The following is a 17503-nucleotide window of genomic DNA, read 5'->3' on the forward strand; positions in this document are numbered from 1 at the left end:
TCCTCCTTATGTTGTTACCGCACCATAAAAACAGCCGAAACAATGATAAATAATCAATGCTACACAACAACCGCTTTTGCAATGTCGTTCGCTTTTTTTTCTCCATATAACAATTGTACCAGGGCAAGACTGAATTCAAGTGCTGTGCCCGGCCCTTGACCGGTAATAATATTGCCGTCGATTACAACTCGTTGCCCGATTGCTTCCTGGTTTTCGAGTTTTGGGGCAAAATCGGGATGACAGGTTGCCTTGTGATTATCCAGAATTTCATGAAATTCCAGAATAACCGCAGGTGCTGCACAGATAGCCCCAATATACCGGCCACTCTTATTCTGGTTCAAAAGCATTTCGGTAAGTGTGGGATCATCCCGCAGATGTTCGGCGCCCCGTGCACCACCCGGAAGAACGATACAATCGAATTTCTCATTAAGACACCCTTCAATCTGGCGGTCTGCGACCAGTTCGACTCCCCGAGATGCCGTAATTCCCAACTGTCCGCCGCAGGCCGCTACGGTAACATCGGCGCCCGCCCGGCGCAATATATCAATGATGGTGACCGCTTCAGTTTCTTCAGTCCCATGGGCTATGGGAACAAGTACTTTTTTCGACATGGAGATACTCCTTTCAACAATTAAGCTGACCGCATAAAGAAACATTCAAATTTCATGCCGGCAGAGTGACTGCGCTAATTCTGAAAAAAACATTGCTCTGAGGGTTAAATCATTTAATGGCATGTAGATTGCATATTTATGAAAATTGAGAATGCCGGTTGCAGAGTGAAAATGCGATGCAGCAAGATGAAAATCTGCTGCCGTGCTGTTTTAAGATTCCGGATTTGAATTCACCTCGAATTCATTTTCAAAGGTTTTGGTAATTCTGAATAGTGTCATAATCAGGAAAAGAGTTCTTAATAATGCAAACAATTGAAGTGTTAAAAGGGATGCGTGATGTAGAGAGAGAGCGCATTAAGGAGTATTACCGTACCCCTCCGGTGAGAGAGCGCATTTTAGAATTCCTCGGTGACGGCGGCAGCAGGGAGCCTACGTGTATGTATATTGCCCACTATGGTAATACAAGCAAATATCTTCCCACAGCAGAACCGGTGTCTGAGCTTGATAAAATTCTGGGGTACAATGACGGCCTGTTTCGTTCTCTGTGGGATCAGCATTCACTCATTGCAGATGTCGATGTTGAATACGTCAATTTTGATTTTCCCGCCGAAGCCTATCTCGATCCTTATCGAACGTTTAGTTTGCAGCAGAATGTGAGACAGGCTTTTGTTGATACTTTAGGAGAGTATGGGATTGAGCCTCTTCAGCTCCTTACCGGACGGGGATATCATTATGTATGGTCTATACCGAAAGGAAGTGCGTCCTTTAATGCTCTGGTCGATATCGGACGTATTGGCGGGGATTTGCACGATTATTACCGGTCCCACAAATATTTCGGCAATGCCCGTGTCGACGATACCCTTGGATGTGCCTACACCGGTCTGGGGATGGTTATCGAATACTTCGCCCACCGAATTATGAGGAAAGCCGGCGGTAAAGGGCCTTTATCGGTGCAATTGACTGCAGTTGTTGTCGGTCCGGCTGAACGGGGAAGGGAAATCGTTTCTCTTGATATCTCAGAATATGCCGATCCGTTGAACACCCGGATCCTGCAGACCCCTTTTACTCCCTATCTTAAACCTCTGTTGAAAGGGGGCATTTTACATGATGGAATACGGAATGAGATTCCGCTTATGACCCCGGTACCCTTGAATGGTCTTGATGTTTATAAAGGGCTCGATACAATGCGGTCACTTTCCCAGAGTGCTTCCTATGCGTGCACTACCCACACGATTATTCCGGAGATGGGGAGCCCGATGGCGGCGTTGATTGCTGCCTATCGCGGCTCGCCGCTCGCGGGGTTTCACAAAGATTTTTATTCAGAGGAACACGAGCCGGTGGAACGATGGTCCAACACGTACGATCACCTGGATATGAATCTGCTGCCGGTGTGTATCAGTACTATTCTTACCAATCCCAACGATCTGCTGCTCACTCCCGCGGGTATGCAGCAGGTAGTACGGGGGCTCTATGCCTTTGGATGGCATCCGCGGCATATTGCAGGATTGATCCGCTCGAAGTTCGAACGCAATTTCGGATGGGGTAACGAATGGTATGCCTACAATGCATCGAGCAGGGCGGATGTTTACACCCGGATGTTTGCCGGACTTATCACTGTCGGACTCGATGAATTAATCGATTTCAATTGTATATCAACAAAGGAAAAGGGTTACTGCTTTAAAAAGGAAGGATACTGCGATCTGAGCGGTTTACGGCAGGCAGCCCTGGAAAGGAGCCACAGATGAGCGACTGGCCGGTAGGATTGTCAACAGGATGTTTTTATACCAAAAGCATATTCGATTGTATCGACAGTATTATCGAAAGCGGTTTCAATATGATCGAAGTATGTTCGTCACCAAACCATCTCGACTACCACAATGAAGCTGCTGTACAGGAGGCGGCGCGCATGCTTGATGACAAGCATGTTGAAACCTATTCCTTTCACGCTCCCTTTTCGGAAAACATAGATATTACGTCATTAAATGATCACGAACGGGAACATGCCTTCAATGAGATAAGTCGGGCCGCACAAGCGGCGGCAACGCTCAATGTACGATATTTCGTACTCCATCCGGGCCCCGAAAAGACCTATAATGTTCCGGCCCACGAGCGCATGCAACGGATGAGAAATGCGGCGGAGGTGCTTGATCGTATCAGTGAACGATGCTCGTCGCTGGGGGTCGGTGTGGTGCTCGAAAACATGCTTCCCCATCTGTTCTGCGGAGACATCAGCGAAATGGTCTGGCTTCTGGGAAGTATCAACAGTGTTATTCCCGGCGCATGCCTTGATACGGGGCATGCCTATCTTTCGGGCAATCTGCATCATGTGATGTATAAGTTGTCGGGACTTCTTTTAATGATCCATGCCAATGACAACAAGGGTAACCGGGACGATCATCTGCCCCCCGGGCGAGGCGGTATCGAATGGAAACGGTTGCTGTGGGAACTGGGGCGTACCGGCTTTCATGGGGGGATTATTCTGGAGGTTGCCGGAGATGAGCGTATGGATCCCGATAAGCTTTTGCATGGCGCAAGAGAAGCCCGGCTCTACCTGCGCCGCATTATGCAGGAACTGGCACTTGCCAGTCCTCCGGCAGTGGCGTTTGGAAGTTTTGAGAAGGTGCCGGCAGAATAAATATATCATATCAGTTTCCGGTTACCCGGAAAACATCCCCCGGACAGCTCCGGTAACAATCAAAAATTGAATTGTACCTGCCATATTGTATATTGTAAAAAACTTTTCGATTCGTACAGTCTACACCACCGTAAACGTATCGTTTATTAATTGAAATGTTCCGTGGTATTGTCAAGGAAACCTCAGTGGAACGGGGTTTATCTATGGTAATATTAAAAAAAATCTTTACGGGTATGTGTTCAATATTTATATTTACAACTCCTTTTGTGCTGGGCTGTTACAAATTTCCGGATTGACTTTGTTCGATTCACCATTAAGAATCATGGGGGTAACTCATGCCTGAACAAACCCGCCCTGAGACCGGAAGACTTATTGCTGATGCTGTGGCGATCGATTCAAATAAATGGAAAAATCTTACTTCAGATGATTTTTCAAAGATGAGTAAGGAAGATCTCAAGGATATTGTTGCAGAAATGCAAATCTATCAACAGGGCCTGGAGATATTCAATCGGAATCTTGCCGGTTCGAACAATAAGCTTGCCCGTGAAAAAGAAGAACTTGAGCGTTCTCATCGCTTTTTTGGCAATTTTTCCGAAAAGACAACCGGCAATAGTATACAAAATGACCGTGAACAGTTGATCGAGCAGCTAGCCCGTGAAAAGGAGGCGCTTGCCGAATCGGAACAGCTATTCCGGATCATGGGGCATTCGATTGACTATGGTGTCTGGGCTGCCGATGCTTCGGGGAATATTACCCATGTTTGTCCCAAACTGACCGATATGCTGGGAAAATCATTTGAAGAGGTCCGCGGCTTTGGCTGGCTCGATACACTGGTTCCCGAACAGCGGGAGGACGTTGCCGATTTATGGATGCATTCGATACGGACCGGCGAGCCGTTCGAGCATGAGCATCATTTTGTGGCCAAAAATGGTGATATCCGTATTGTGCTGGGGCGTGGCATGCCGGTGAGAAATGAAAAGGGAACCGTTGTTTCCTGGGCGGGCATCAATCTCGATATTACCGACCCCAACCGAGTTGAAGAAGAGCTTATGCATACCAGTGCGGTTCTTAAGAGAGTCAATAAAAATCTACAGGAGAGCCGTGAATATCTCAATCGGGCCCAGGAAGTGGCCCATATCGGAAGCTGGCGGCTGGATATTCGAGAAGGCGAGGCGCTTTGCTCCGATGAAGCATGCCGGATTATTGGGATAGCCGATCAAAAAGAGATAACTAGTGAGATGTTTGCTTCCATAATTTATCCTGACGACCGGGATAATGTTGAACAGATGCGGGCTGAACTCATGCAGGGGAACGCACGTGAATTCGATAACCGGATTGTGGTTGACGGAAAGGTTAAGTGGGTGCGGGTTCGTTCCGAGCCCGAATTCGACAACAATAATGTACTCACCGGTGGATTCGGGACCATCCAGGATATTACCGAACTGATGACTGCCCGGAAAAAAATTGAAGATCGCGAAAAGCTGTTCAGCCTGGTGCTCGAGAATTCCCGTGACGGCATTCACCTCTTCGATCTTGCTGCCGAAAAATTGGCATTCATGAGTCCGTCGCTCGAAAAACTTACCGGCTTTACACTCGATGAAATCGAGCAGTTACCCCTTGGAGAGATTGCTTTCCGATTGCATCCCGATGATATTGAGACTGTCAATAATTACCTGAGCGAAATTATTGCAGGCAATGAACCGGATAAGCCCATGGAGTATCGCTGGCGTATTAAAAGCGGTGAGTACCGGTGGTTCAGTGACAGCAGAAAGGCGATCTGGGATCATGAGGGAAATGCAATCGCCCTCGTTGGTGTCAGCCGTGATATTACCGATCAGAAAATAATGGAAGAAAATCTCCGGCGCCAGGCAGGCGACCTTTCCGTCGTAAATGGTGAACTCGAGTCCTTTTCCTATTCTGTCTCCCACGACCTTCGCAATGTAGTCAATAACATCGCCGCGCTGATCGATGTATTCGAGGTTGATAATCTGGATCGTATTAATGAAACCGGAAAAGCATGCCTGCTTCATATCAAGCAAAATGTTTCCCGGATGTCGGATACCATCTCCGATCTTCTGCAGCTTTCCCGTGTTTCAAAACAGGAGCTGGAAATTACCCAAACCAACTTGAGCCGTATTGCCGAAAGATTTATCGATGAATTGAAAGAAAGCAATTCCGGCCGCCGGGTCGGGGTAAATATCCATGATAACATGACTGCTATGGCCGATCGGGGGTTGATGCGACTCGTTATGGAAAATCTCATCAGAAATGCATGGAAATATACCTCTAAATCTAAACAACCGGAAATCGAAATCGGCTATCGAAAAGAAGGACAGGAGAGGTACTTTTTTGTCAAAGACAATGGCGCAGGTTTCGATATGAAAGATGCGGAGCGGATTTTCGCTCCATTCCAGCGGGCCCATTCCAAAAAAGAGTATCCCGGTACTGGAATCGGTCTTTCAATTGTCCGCCGCGTTATCAAAAAACACAGTGGCGAAATATGGGTCGAATCGGAAACCGGAAAAGGGTCATGTTTTTATTTTACGCTGGGCTAGCTGGGAAGCAAGGGCGATGGTGAAGGGGGAGAGTGTTTGAGTTTAAAGGTGAAGGAAATCGAACTTCGGCAGTTAACCGATTAATATCTGCATTCACCCAGGGTTTTATGACCCAAACCTCTTCATAATAAATGCACCGGTGATTCGCAATGTATTATTTGTGTTTTAATATTATAGTATATTATTACTCTACATTTCACCGAATTCATAACAAAAAGTCCTTTTAAAAAGCATGTGTCAGGATGGTGGAGAAGGCAGCTATGAATCAACAACCCAAACATAATTTCCCGATAGTCGCAATCGGCGCTTCTGCAGGCGGACTGGAAGCATTCACCGAACTGGTAGCCGATTTACCCGAAAGGCTGCATGCCGCGGTAATCTTTGTACAGCATTTGCCCCCGGAGCGCAAGAGTCTTCTTCCCGATCTTCTGCGGAACAAGCGTCCGGACCTCCATTTTTCCGAACCCGAGGAGGATACGTCCCTCGAGCCGGGGCATATTTATCTCGGCCCGCCCGGGAAAGCACTTACCCTTGATAAGTGTATGCTGCGCATCAATCCTGAAACCAAGCGTCATCCCCCGCACATTATCGATAATCTGTTGATATCTCTTGCCCGGGCTGTCGGAGATCGTGCGGTGGGTGTTATCCTTTCGGGTGCGGGAAGTGACGGTGCCCGGGGGGCGAGTGAAATCAGGGCATTGGGAGGCAGCATGATCGTGCAGGATCCTGCTACCGCCCAGTTTCCTTCCATGCCCAGGGCGGTCATTGCCGCAGGCGCCGCTGATATGGTAATCAATCCGGCTGCTATCGCCCGGACCATCGATAACATTGTCGACACGCATCAGGAAGTGGAAAAAATAGATGAGCTGACAACGCCGGAGAATATGAAGAGCTTTTTTGATATGCTCTATAAGACGACCGGGTTTCGTTTTCAGGAATACAAGCAGAGTGTTTTCGAGCGGCGGGTCAGACGGCGTATGCAGCTTCGGGGCCTTACATCGGTCCACGAATACATACAGGAAATCGAGCATAAGCCTGATGAAGCCCGGCAGCTTGCTGGCGATTTCCTGATCGGTGTCACTTCCTTTTTCCGCGATCCCGACGCCTGGCAGGAGCTGAAGGCCCATGTCGTCCGTTCGCTTATTTTAGAAAAAAAAGATGAACCCATCCGTGTCTGGACTCCGGCCTGTTCCACCGGTGAAGAAAGCTATTCCATTGCGATCATGCTCCATGATGAACTCGACCGGGCGGGCAAAGAGAAATATTTTCAGATATTTGCTTCCGATATCAACGATGGGGCCCTGGAAAAAGCGCGAAAGGGGGTTTATCCGGGGTGTTTTGAAGGTGATATTCCTTTGGAGTACTGGCCGAAATACTTTACCTCCAGCGAAGACCGCCAGACCATGGAGGTCAACACCGAAATCAGAGAAAAAATCGTATTCGCCCGTCACGATGTTCTCGAAGATCCGCCCTTTTCAAAACAGGACCTGATTATCTGCCGCAACCTGCTCATTTATCTGGACCCCCGGGGCCAGGAACGGTGCATTGACATTTTCAATTATGCCCTGGGCGAAAACCGGTATCTTTTTCTGGGCAAGGCTGAAGGTGTTTCCGGCAAATATGCCCAGTTTCAGAAACTCGAGCCCAAAGAAGCGAATATTTTCAAACGTCTTCCCGGTGTGGCGCCCTCCCGTTTTCCAACCACGATTCGTCGTACAACGGCAACGCAGCAGCAAAAGCCCGAGCCGCAACCCATGCCGCCCAATGCTGCAGTGGTTAACGCGGCCCGGAATGTGCTCCTTGCAGCCTATACTCCGGCTGCGGTGGCTATCGACAAGGATTATACCGTTCTTTTCAATAACGGCCCGGTCAACCGGTATCTGACGCCTCCCTTCGGTGAACCGACCCGGAACCTTCTGGAGCAGCTGCCCAAACGGCTGGCAACCAGAATACGAAGCGCTGTCTACCGGGTATCACAGGATGGTGAACCTGTTGTGCTGCGTGCAACCATAGACAAACGAAAACTCTCGGTCACCGTATCAAAACTCGAAGAGAGTGATAGTCATTTCCTTGTTGTATTCGAAGAGAAAAAGGGGCGCATGGCGGCTGAACAGAAAGCAATTGCTGAAACGCCGTCCGGAGATGATTCGACCATGCGGCAACTCGAGGATGAACTCACCGCAACCCGACTCGATCTTCAGCAGCATATCGAACAGCTCAGGAATGTCAATGAAAAACTCCAGTCGTATAACGAAGAATTGACTGTCTCCAATGAAGAACTGGAGACCTCGCGGGAAGAACTCCAGTCGCTTAATGAAGAACTGATTACGGTCAATGCCCAGTTGCAGAGCAAGATCACCGAGCAGGAAGAGACCAATAACGATCTGGTCAATTTTCAGACCAGTACCAATCTTCCGGCGCTCTTTTTAGACCATCAATTACGGGTACGCCGGTTTACGCCTGCAATGACCGGGCTCGTTTCGCTCATACCCGGTGATATCGGCAGGCCGCTCGCCGACCTGTCACAGAAGAAACTGGGGCCCGATCTGGAACTGGATGCCCGCACTGTACTCGACACCCTGGAAATCGCACCGCGAGAGATCGCTGTGGGTGATGCCTGGTATATCCGTTCCACCCAGCCCTATCGCACCGCCGATGACCGTGTTAACGGCGTTGTTATGACCTGGAGCGATGTCACCTCACTGAAGCGGGCTCAGAAAGATCTCCGCGAAGCGGCCGAAAAATTCCGTATCGTTGCCGATTTTACCTATGATTGGGAATACTGGCGCGGGACCGATGACCGTTTTATCTATATGACTCCCTCATGTGAAATTGTAACCGGCTACAGCAGGGAAGAATTTATGGAGGACCCCGATCTGTATACCCGCATCATTCATCCCGACGACCGGGAAATGATGGTGAACCATCTGGCCGACAATATGAAACAGCGCAAACAGGAGGAATTTGAATTCCGCATTGTCCGGCGTGATGGAACGATGCGATGGATCGGACATAAATGCCGGCCGGTAATTGGTGATAACGGGCAAATGATGGGGCGCCGTTCGGTTAACCGGGATATCACCAGACAAAAAGAAGCCGAACAGGAGCGTGAGTTGCTTATCGTCCAGCAACAGGCGATCATGGAGAGCATGAACGACGCCTTGGTAATCGCCGGTCCCACAGGGGAAATTATCTATCATAATCCTGTCTCGCTGTCACTCCATGGATACTCATCACAGGAAGCTTCCCATATCACCGGTAAAACTGCCTCTACCCTGTGGAAAAATTACGATCTCGATGGTAATGAGTTGCCCTTTGAACAGTGGCCCATGCCGCGCGCACTGCGATCTGAACGTTTCTCGGGGTATGAAGTCAGAGTGAAGAGCGTTGAAACCGGCAAAGAGTTTATCGGAAGTTATTCCGGATCGCCGGTATTTGATGTTCATGGTAATCTGTTTGCTGCACTGCTCACCATACGTGACATTACAGGCCATAAAGAGATTGAACTGGATTTGCAGAGGAGCCGCAGGGACCTCAACCGGGCGCAGGAAGTTGCTCAGGTGGGAAGTTGGCGGATGGACACACGGAACAACGAGCTGTTCTGGTCGGATGAAGCGTACCGTATTTTCGGAGTGCCGAAGGGCACGAAACTGAGCTACGAAGATTTCCTCTCCTTTGTTCATCCGGACCAACGGGAGACCGTGGACCATACTTGGAACGCGGCGCTCAAAGGCGAGCCCTACGATATCGAACACCAGATAGTTGTTGACGGCACAATTAAATGGGTCCATGAAATCGCTGATTTCGAATTTGATAAGAACGGTGAGCTTACCGGCGGTTTCGGAACCGTGCAGGATATCACCAATCTCAAGAAGACCGAACTGGCCCTTCGGGGTGAGCGTGAATTACTCGACACTATTTTTGATTCTATTCCGGTCATGATTACTCTCTACGAACCCACCTTGAAGATACTGACTCTCAACCGTCAGGTATACGAAACCACCGGCTGGACCGAAGAGGACCTGAAGCAGAAGAGTATAATGGAACTCGTCTATCCCGATCCTCATTATCGCAAGGAGGTAGCAGACTACATGCAGTCTCTACAGCCGGGATTTAAGGATATTGTTATGACCCGCAAGGACGGCAACACGGTGGAGACCAGTTGGGCGAATGTTCGTATCCCCGACGGCCGGCAGGTGGGGATTGGACTCGATATCAGCGAGCGAAAACAGAATGAACGGGAGCGCGAAGAGCTTTTTAAAAAGGCCGAAAAGGGGAAAGTTATTCTCGAAGCCCTTCTGGCCCATGTTCCCGAAGGTATCGTTATCACCGGTGGAATCGGCGAATCGGTTACCATCAGCCGGACCCTTCATCAATGGACTGGTGAGCGTATGCGTGACGGTATCGCATTCGGTAGTGATGAATTCGTTGAGGCCTGGGGGCTGGTCGATCCCGAAAACAAAGAGCCGATCGATGCTGAACAACTGCCGATCATGCGGGTATTCAGGGAAGGGCGACCTGTTGTCAACGATGTCTGGCTGCAGAAGGGGCCCGACGGCTCCTGGCGGTATGTTTCGGCAAACGCCGGTCCGATTCTCGACCGGGAAGGCAAGGTGAAGGGATGTGTGGTTGCCTGGCGTGATATTACCGATATGAGGAAAAATGAAGAAGCGCTCAAGCGGCGGACCAGTGAGCTGGTTGCCACCAATGAGGAACTGGAGTCGTTCTCCTACTCGGTTTCACATGATCTGCGCAATCCCCTGAACAACATACAGATAATGACCGAAATGCTCGAAGAATGCAGTGATGAAGCCCTTGATGATGACGGCAAAAAGGCCCTTGAGCATATTGAAAAGAATGTCGACCGGATGACCAATATCATCGCCGACCTTCTTGAGCTTTCGAGAATTTCCCGTCATGAACTCCAAATCCAGTATACCGACCTCAGCGCCATGGCCGGCGATTTTATCGATGAACTGAAACGGACCAATCCGGAGCGGGAAATCGATATTGTCATTCACGACAGCATGAGTACCCGGGCCGACCGGAGACTCATGCAGCTCGCGTTGGAAAATCTCATTCGCAATGCCTGGAAATATACTGCCAAATGCGAACATCCCCGTATCGAAATCGGCGTAAAACAGGATTCGGACAGCCCGGTGTTTTTTGTAAAAGACAACGGCGCAGGATTCGATATGAGTAACGCAAAGAGAATCTTCACTCCTTTCCAGCGCGCCCATTCCGAAAAGGAATACAAAGGTACGGGAATCGGACTCTCGATCGTCAAACGAATAATTCACAAACACGGCGGCGAAATCTGGGCCGAATCCGAGATAGGAAAGGGGTCGTGCTTCTATTTTACAGTGGAGTAAAAAACCGGTTTTCTGAAAAAAAGGATGGTAACGAGAACAATTAAAACCGACGAGAAAAATCAGCGTAAGTATATACTATGCTGAACGCTTCAGATTACATCCCTGTTCATCGGTCGTGATCTTTCCCGGCTTCGTTGAGTCCCGCATTATCGGGATGAATAATCTTGAATCTCTTTCTGCTGCTCATTCCTCACTTTCGATAATTTTCTCTGCAATTTTGCGAAAAAAGAAGTCCTATTCTCAAATAGCCACGGTAAACTGATTTTTCTTCTGCATTGGTATGGTTTTTGCATTTATCTTAGCATGAAATCGAAGAAGAAGATCAGCAGGCGACAAGAAACCAGCATCCAGTAATCGAAAGGACAGTATATGCTCAAAGAGGAACGTGAAGCGGTGAAAGAATCCTATGCAGGGATAGAGGATGGTGATGTATTCTTTTTTTACCGCCCCAAAACCGACAATCCCGAGAGCGCCCATGATATCCAGTCACTTCAACTGGTCCTTCATCCTCTGGCAAGTCGGAAGTTCCGGTTGCTGATACTGGATACGGCGGTTATGCCCCAGAGGACTGAGACATTCAACGAAATTACCGGACGGGTCGACTGTGTTACCGATAAGGAGATGGTCATTCGCAATCGTCTGAAGGAACGGTTTGGCGAAACAAGGGGAATTGCAACGCTGGAAAAGCCCTATTCGCGAATCTGCGCCGAGGGGGTCTATTCCCTGGTACCTCATAATAATCGGATGTATCTGGTATACCTTCTGGAATTGCCCGCGCTTCCCGGTAATGCCCAGCAGGTGTTGGGTATCCGGCGTGAAGATGAGTTTCTTGTTGGTGTTTATAATCCGCTCTTCGGCAAGAGTGAAGAAGACCTTGAACGTGAGGAGGTCGGTGCGGAGGAACCCCGGTATCCCGATCAGCTCCAGAAGACCTTTAACCGGGGGCATATCACCTATGATGTCCATCCCGAATTACTCGACTATGAAAATGCACGGTTTGGTCTGTTCCGCAGGGGTTCCAAAGAAGCCCGCACGCATGCCGCCGATGTCGGCCCTATGTGGGAAGATTTCGATACCGCGGATATATTCAGAAAATTGGAAATGCGTAAAGAACGAATACCGATCGTATCGATTCTTGAGGATTTACGGTAGATAGATTGTTAAGAGGAATTAACGAATACGAGAATGATCAGGATAAACGAAAAAAGGTGGAAAACAAACATGAGAGCACAACGCTGCCGGCGTATGAGGTAAAACGTCATTTTTGCAATCCACTTTCTTTTCCTTCAATCGTAATCAAAAACCTTTCACCCCAAAAAAAGCGAGGGTCCTATGAAACTGAGCAGTCCTGCATTCGAGAATGACGGTATTATACCTGCGAAGTTTACTTGTAAAGGCTCGAATATCAATCCGCCATTGACTATCGAAGACCTTCCGGAGGGTACGAAGAGCCTCTGTCTTATCATGCACGATCCCGATGCTCCATCGGGGGATTTTGTTCACTGGGTTGATTACAATATCGATCCCACCGGAGAAATTCCCGAAAACAGCACGCCGGGAAAGCAGGGAAAGAACGATTTCGGTAACATCGGCTACGGCGGACCGTGCCCGCCACCCGATGGTGCACATCATTACGTCTGGGAACTCCATGCACTCGATACCATGCTTGGTATGTCTGGAGGCACGAGCAGACAAGAAGTCGAAAGTGCGCTTCAGGGACATGAGCTTGCATCGGCGCAACTGGTCGGACAGTTTGCTTCGGAGAAATAAGCGTAGGGTGCATGTGTTAGGAATTCAACGAAAGGAGAGGCATATGGCCGGCGCAAAAGAACCGTGGTATTGTAAGCACAGCAATCTTGGAAAAGCCTTTCATCAGTTTTACGACACATGCCAGAATGAAACAAATCTCGATAATAAAACCCGCGAGCTTCTGCAGCTTGCCCTCGCGTCTGTTTTCCGTTGCCCCCGCTGTACCCGCGAACATTTGAGAGGTGCACTTAATTCAGGTGCGAGCAAACAGGAAGTGTCCGAAACACTGCTTATCGCCGCACAGGAAGGCGCGGGAACACAATTGAGCCGGCTTAAAGAATAGAGGAAGAATTGGAGTACCGGGTATCTGATTTGCAGCCCATTACTCCATCACTCTATCTCTTACTTTTAACCATAAGGAGGTTTCTATGGATTACGAAATGCTTCGACGCCGTGTAGAAGAGCTTCCTTTTATTCCCGACAGTCAGACTGCCGAAGTGGCAATCAAATCGGTACTTGGTCATCTTGCCAGCCGTATGGAGGAAGACCAAGCGCGGGTAATGACCGCAAGCTTTCCGCCGTCGTTGAACTACGATACGCTCCGCAGTCACCAGCAGACAGTCACCACTATTTCGGTGGTACAGTTTATCGAAGACATTCGTGAACAATTTGGTTTTTCAACCGGAGATACTCATAATCTTATTCGAACAATCATGCACTCAGCCAAAGGGGACTTTTCTCCCGATACACTCCAAGAATGGGAAAAGCATCTTCCGGAAGACTGGGCTGAAATGGTTGAGGAGGCGTGAAGGTTAGAAGAAGGATTGAAGGATGCGAGAACGATTAAGATGGACGAGAGGGAATAGGGCCGGGTTCGCGAAGTTACGAGCGCATTATGGAAATCGTTACAAAAACAGTCTGTTTCTTTCTTTTTGTCTACCATACTCGTTCTCCTAATCCTTAATTTATTGGACTATGAACGAATTGCTCTGTATTATTATTGGTGGTTTTTTGATGAGTCTGATAGCCGTTGTTGGTGGTTTTACGGCTATTTTACAGAAGGGATTGCTCGATCGGATACTTCTTCCAATTGTAGCGCTCGCCGCGGGGACACTCCTTGGAGGTGCGCTGTTCCATATGATTCCCGAAGCGATTCAGGTAATCGATCCACGGGACGCGGGAATATGGGTGATGGGCGGTTTTATCACCTTTCTGGGACTCGAACAGTTTCTTCACTGGCACAACTACGCGCATCACTCGGCCGAAGATAAGCATAAGCCCATGACCTACCTGGTTCTGATCGGTGACGGAATCCATAATTTTTTAGGGGGGTTGGGTATTGCAAGTACTTTTCTTATTGATCCCCGGGCAGGGATAGCAGCCTGGATCGCCGCAGCCGGCCATGAAATACCCCAGGAATTCGGCGACTTCGGCGTACTGGTTCACGGCGGCTGGAACAAACGCACCGCCCTTATTCTGAACGTTCTTTCGGCACTCACCTTTCCGGCAGGCGCCATCCTCGCCTATTATGTATCACTGAGGTTCGAGACCGCCGGACTGGTGCTGTTCGGCGCGGGAAACTTTATCTATATCGCAGCATCGGACCTTGTCCCCGAAATCAAACTCCATAAAACATTGTGGAACGCCATAGTTCATTTTTCTTTCCTTGTTGCCGGCATGCTCCTCATGCTCGTGTTATCCTATGCTTTTTAAGGAAGGCCATGGGTGAGGGTAAGGAGGGATGAGGGATTGAAGACAACGAGAATGATTACGATGAACGGGCGGAGGAGTTTACGTGGTAAGAATGTGGGTAACTTAAAAATAGTGGAGGCTTTTTTGAACCTTGACCGCCTGTCCCGGGCTTATTTCAGGATTGTGTGTTTGAAAAAAACCTCACCTTCGTCTATGCTCCTCATCCATTATCCTTCTCCTCCTTCATCATTTCAACAGCTGTATACCACGCAAAAACATTTCTACGGCAACTGTAGTTAGAAGCATGCCCATTAACCGTTCGATAGCTGCGATAGTTCGCAGGCCGACAAGTTTTGAAATATTGCTTGATATCAGCAGAATAAGTAATGAAAGAAACCAGGCTGAAAAAAGTGCAAGCAGCCATTGCGGCCAACGCTGAGGATTTCTTGCCATAAGTAACAGTATGGTTGCCATGGCCGACGGTCCGGCGATAAAGGGTACCGCCAGGGGAAATATGAAGGGTTCCTCTTCAGGTGATGCTCCAAAAATTTCCCTGGAATCGGAAAAAATCATCCGCAAGGCAATAAGAAACAGTATGATTCCCCCTGATATACTGAGGGACACTCTTGACAAAACAAGGAATGCAAGGATATATTGCCCGGTAAAAAGGAAAATGACAAGAATCAAAAAGGCAATGCACATTTCCCGCAGGATGATAATTCTTTGACGTTTTGGCTCGATTTTTTTGAGAACAGATATAAAAAAGGGGATATTGCCGATAGGATCGAGCACTAAGAAAAGAAGGGCTGCTGCCGAGAGGGTTGTCATAGTGGTAAGTAAGGGGGGGGAGAAGATCGATTAAAGATAACGAGAATGATCAAAATGAACGATAAAGAATTTTCCTATTGTTTACCCAGATGCGGGAGGCCGGAAACCAGCTTCATTCTCATTAATCGTTCCCTTTATCTTCCATTGCTTCTCCTCCATACCAATTCTCTCCCGGGGCGCCTGTGCGCCCTGGGAAGAGAAATTATTGGTAGTTCCCTCAGCCCTTGACTTCGATTTTCTTTGCCTGGGGTTGGGGCCGGCTTGTTTTCTTCAGTGAAAGCTCAAGAACGCCGTTTTTAAATGTTGCGTTGATGCTTTCTTTATCGACATAGTCGGGAAGCGTAAAAGAACGGCTGAATGAGCCATAGGCCCGTTCGAGATGGCTGTAATACCCGCCTTCTTCTTCCTTTTTCGATTCTTCTTTTTTATCGCCGCTGATAGTGAGAACATCACCGGATATCGAAATGTCGATGTTGTTTTTGTCAACACCAGGAATGTCGGCGCGAATGAGAAATTCATCCTTTTCTTCAACAATATCCATACTCGGCCACATTCTGCCGCTGATATCCCGGTTGGACATGCTGAAAAAAGGATCGTTAAAAAAGTCGTTGAGAAGAGTGCTTAATGAACTCATGGTCCGTTCGGGGCGGAAAGTAGGTAAAAAAGCCATAGGTCCTCCTTTAGTAAATAATGATGGAAAAGAAAATCCTACACTGCTTCCATGGTAAGCAGATTACTACCGAGGGCATTCATGTGTTGTTGACAATTTAAATCAATGCCTTCGAATTATTTTCCGCATTCATTGATGCAAAAGTTATGCCATTCGGGAAGATCGATCGGTGTTTTAGGTGCGTGAGAAAGCTCCACAACGGCCTCCTTTCGAATGGGATACTCCGGTATCCATTCGTAATTTCGAAAATCGCATTTGCATTTCCGGGAAATTTACGCTTTTGCCGTGCAGTCCATATTGTATCAAAGCAGCATGTGAATGAATAGTATCCCGGCATCGAATTTGCATCGGAAAACAGCAAAAACTGAGTAATTTCGCTGTAGCCGGGATAAAGAGGTGGTGAAGCAGACAAAAGCAAGGGGTAATCCATTATTCAATCATTTCATTATTCTCATTTATCGAAAGCATTCTCATGAGTTATCGATATGCAATAACCGAAACAACAAAACAGAATCTCAGGCGCATTGCCGGAGAGCAGATCGACAAGGCAATGCGGGATCTGGTGTTTGAAAATATCAAAAACGCCGGCGGCATACATGAGGCCCGGAAAGAGTTTAAAAAAATACGGGCACTGCTTCGACTGGTGCGTCCTGCACTCGGCAACAATTATACCCGTCTCAATGGAATGTTCCGTGGGGCTGGACGGGAATTTTCCGATTTCCGTGATGCGAAAGTAATGGCTGCAACCTGTAGCAACCTCGAAAACCACTTTAAGCCCCAGGCAAAGAAAGCGCTTTTTGCGGGGATCCAATCGCTTCTGGACAAACGGCGAGAGGATTTGATGAGCAAGCAGGGGCAGATTAAAAAGAAAGTTCAAAGAGTTCGGGACATGCTCAATGACTCGCAAAAAGTAATAGCTTCATGCAAAATGGGTGCTGAAGGATTCGATGCCGTGGGTGGAGGGCTGACACGAATCTACCGGCGGGGAAGAAAGGCTTTTGTCAATGCATACGATACTCCTTCCATGCAGAATTTTCATGACTGGCGAAAACGGGTCAAAGATTACTTGTATCACATGCGCCTTCTTCGCGATATGTGGCCGCCTGTTATAAAGGGATGCTGTTTTTCGCTCGAGGATTTGAGTCATATACTCGGTGATGAACACGATTTGAGTATACTGAGTGAATATATCGATGGTGTTTCAGAAGCGCATCTCAATTCTGAAGATCGGGCGGTGCTTAAAGATTTAATAACCCTGCGGCAATCGGAACTTCGCGCAAGTGCCCGGGCGCGGGGCAAACGCCTCTATGCAGAGAAGCCAAAAGCTTTCCGCACCCGTTTCGAGCAGTACTGGCTCGCATGGTCATGATACTCCCCAAGATACCCATCCT

13 protein-coding genes are annotated in these 17503 nt (G+C 48.3%); 10 read left to right on the forward strand and 3 right to left on the reverse strand.

Annotation, left to right across the window (positions count from 1 at the left end; translation table 11 throughout):
• Positions 1 to 59 precede the first annotated feature (59 nt).
• Complete coding sequence (locus GF401_09150; protein MBD3345213.1) at positions 60 to 611, reverse strand: DJ-1 family protein; 552 nt, start codon at positions 609 to 611, stop codon at positions 60 to 62.
• Positions 612 to 913: 302 nt separating this feature from the next.
• Here GF401_09150 and GF401_09155 point away from each other — a divergent pair, with 302 nt between their 5' ends.
• The 9 genes from GF401_09155 to GF401_09195 all read left to right on the forward strand — a co-directional run bounded on the left by GF401_09155 (position 914) and on the right by GF401_09195 (position 14635).
• Complete coding sequence (locus tag GF401_09155; GenBank protein MBD3345214.1) at positions 914 to 2356, forward strand: hypothetical protein; 1443 nt, start codon at positions 914 to 916, stop codon at positions 2354 to 2356.
• Entirely contained in the window at positions 2353 to 3246 is an 894-nt protein-coding gene (locus GF401_09160) for a TIM barrel protein (protein MBD3345215.1), read from the forward strand. The genes GF401_09155 and GF401_09160 overlap by 4 nt, the downstream gene beginning before the upstream one ends.
• 335 nt (positions 3247 to 3581) lie before the next feature.
• Positions 3582 to 5801 (forward strand): PAS domain S-box protein, encoded by a 2220-nt coding sequence (locus GF401_09165; protein ID MBD3345216.1) that lies wholly within the window; start codon positions 3582 to 3584, stop codon positions 5799 to 5801.
• A 242-nt stretch (positions 5802 to 6043) separates the two neighbouring features.
• Complete coding sequence (locus GF401_09170; protein MBD3345217.1) at positions 6044 to 11173, forward strand: PAS domain S-box protein; 5130 nt, start codon at positions 6044 to 6046, stop codon at positions 11171 to 11173.
• Between the two features lie 369 nt (positions 11174 to 11542).
• The gene (locus tag GF401_09175) at positions 11543 to 12325 is read left to right on the forward strand and encodes a hypothetical protein (GenBank protein MBD3345218.1); all 783 of its coding nucleotides are present in this window, start codon (positions 11543 to 11545) and stop codon (positions 12323 to 12325) included.
• A gap of 180 nt (positions 12326 to 12505) precedes the next feature.
• A complete protein-coding gene (locus GF401_09180) occupies positions 12506 to 12943 on the forward strand; it encodes a YbhB/YbcL family Raf kinase inhibitor-like protein (protein MBD3345219.1) in 438 nt (145 codons plus the stop codon).
• Complete coding sequence (locus GF401_09185) at positions 12822 to 13265, forward strand: hypothetical protein (protein MBD3345220.1); 444 nt, start codon at positions 12822 to 12824, stop codon at positions 13263 to 13265. The genes GF401_09180 and GF401_09185 overlap by 122 nt, the downstream gene beginning before the upstream one ends.
• A gap of 85 nt (positions 13266 to 13350) precedes the next feature.
• Positions 13351 to 13731, forward strand: coding sequence for a DUF2267 domain-containing protein (locus GF401_09190; protein MBD3345221.1), 381 nt, complete (start codon positions 13351 to 13353; stop codon positions 13729 to 13731).
• A 166-nt stretch (positions 13732 to 13897) separates the two neighbouring features.
• Positions 13898 to 14635 carry a ZIP family metal transporter gene (locus GF401_09195; GenBank protein MBD3345222.1) on the forward strand — a complete coding sequence of 246 codons (738 nt, stop codon included), beginning with the start codon at positions 13898 to 13900 and terminating at the stop codon, positions 14633 to 14635.
• 225 nt (positions 14636 to 14860) lie between these two features.
• Here GF401_09195 and GF401_09200 read toward each other — a convergent pair whose 3' ends face one another.
• A complete protein-coding gene (locus GF401_09200; protein ID MBD3345223.1) occupies positions 14861 to 15442 on the reverse strand; it encodes an NAAT family transporter in 582 nt (193 codons plus the stop codon).
• Positions 15443 to 15659: 217 nt separating this feature from the next.
• Complete coding sequence (locus GF401_09205) at positions 15660 to 16112, reverse strand: Hsp20 family protein (protein ID MBD3345224.1); 453 nt, start codon at positions 16110 to 16112, stop codon at positions 15660 to 15662.
• Between the two features lie 472 nt (positions 16113 to 16584).
• Here GF401_09205 and GF401_09210 point away from each other — a divergent pair, with 472 nt between their 5' ends.
• Positions 16585 to 17481 carry a CHAD domain-containing protein gene (locus tag GF401_09210; GenBank protein MBD3345225.1) on the forward strand — a complete coding sequence of 299 codons (897 nt, stop codon included), beginning with the start codon at positions 16585 to 16587 and terminating at the stop codon, positions 17479 to 17481.
• The last annotated feature ends 22 nt before the right edge of the window (positions 17482 to 17503 follow it).

The sequence above is a fragment of the Chitinivibrionales bacterium genome (assembly GCA_014728215.1).
GTDB lineage: Bacteria > Fibrobacterota > Chitinivibrionia > Chitinivibrionales > WJKA01 > WJKA01.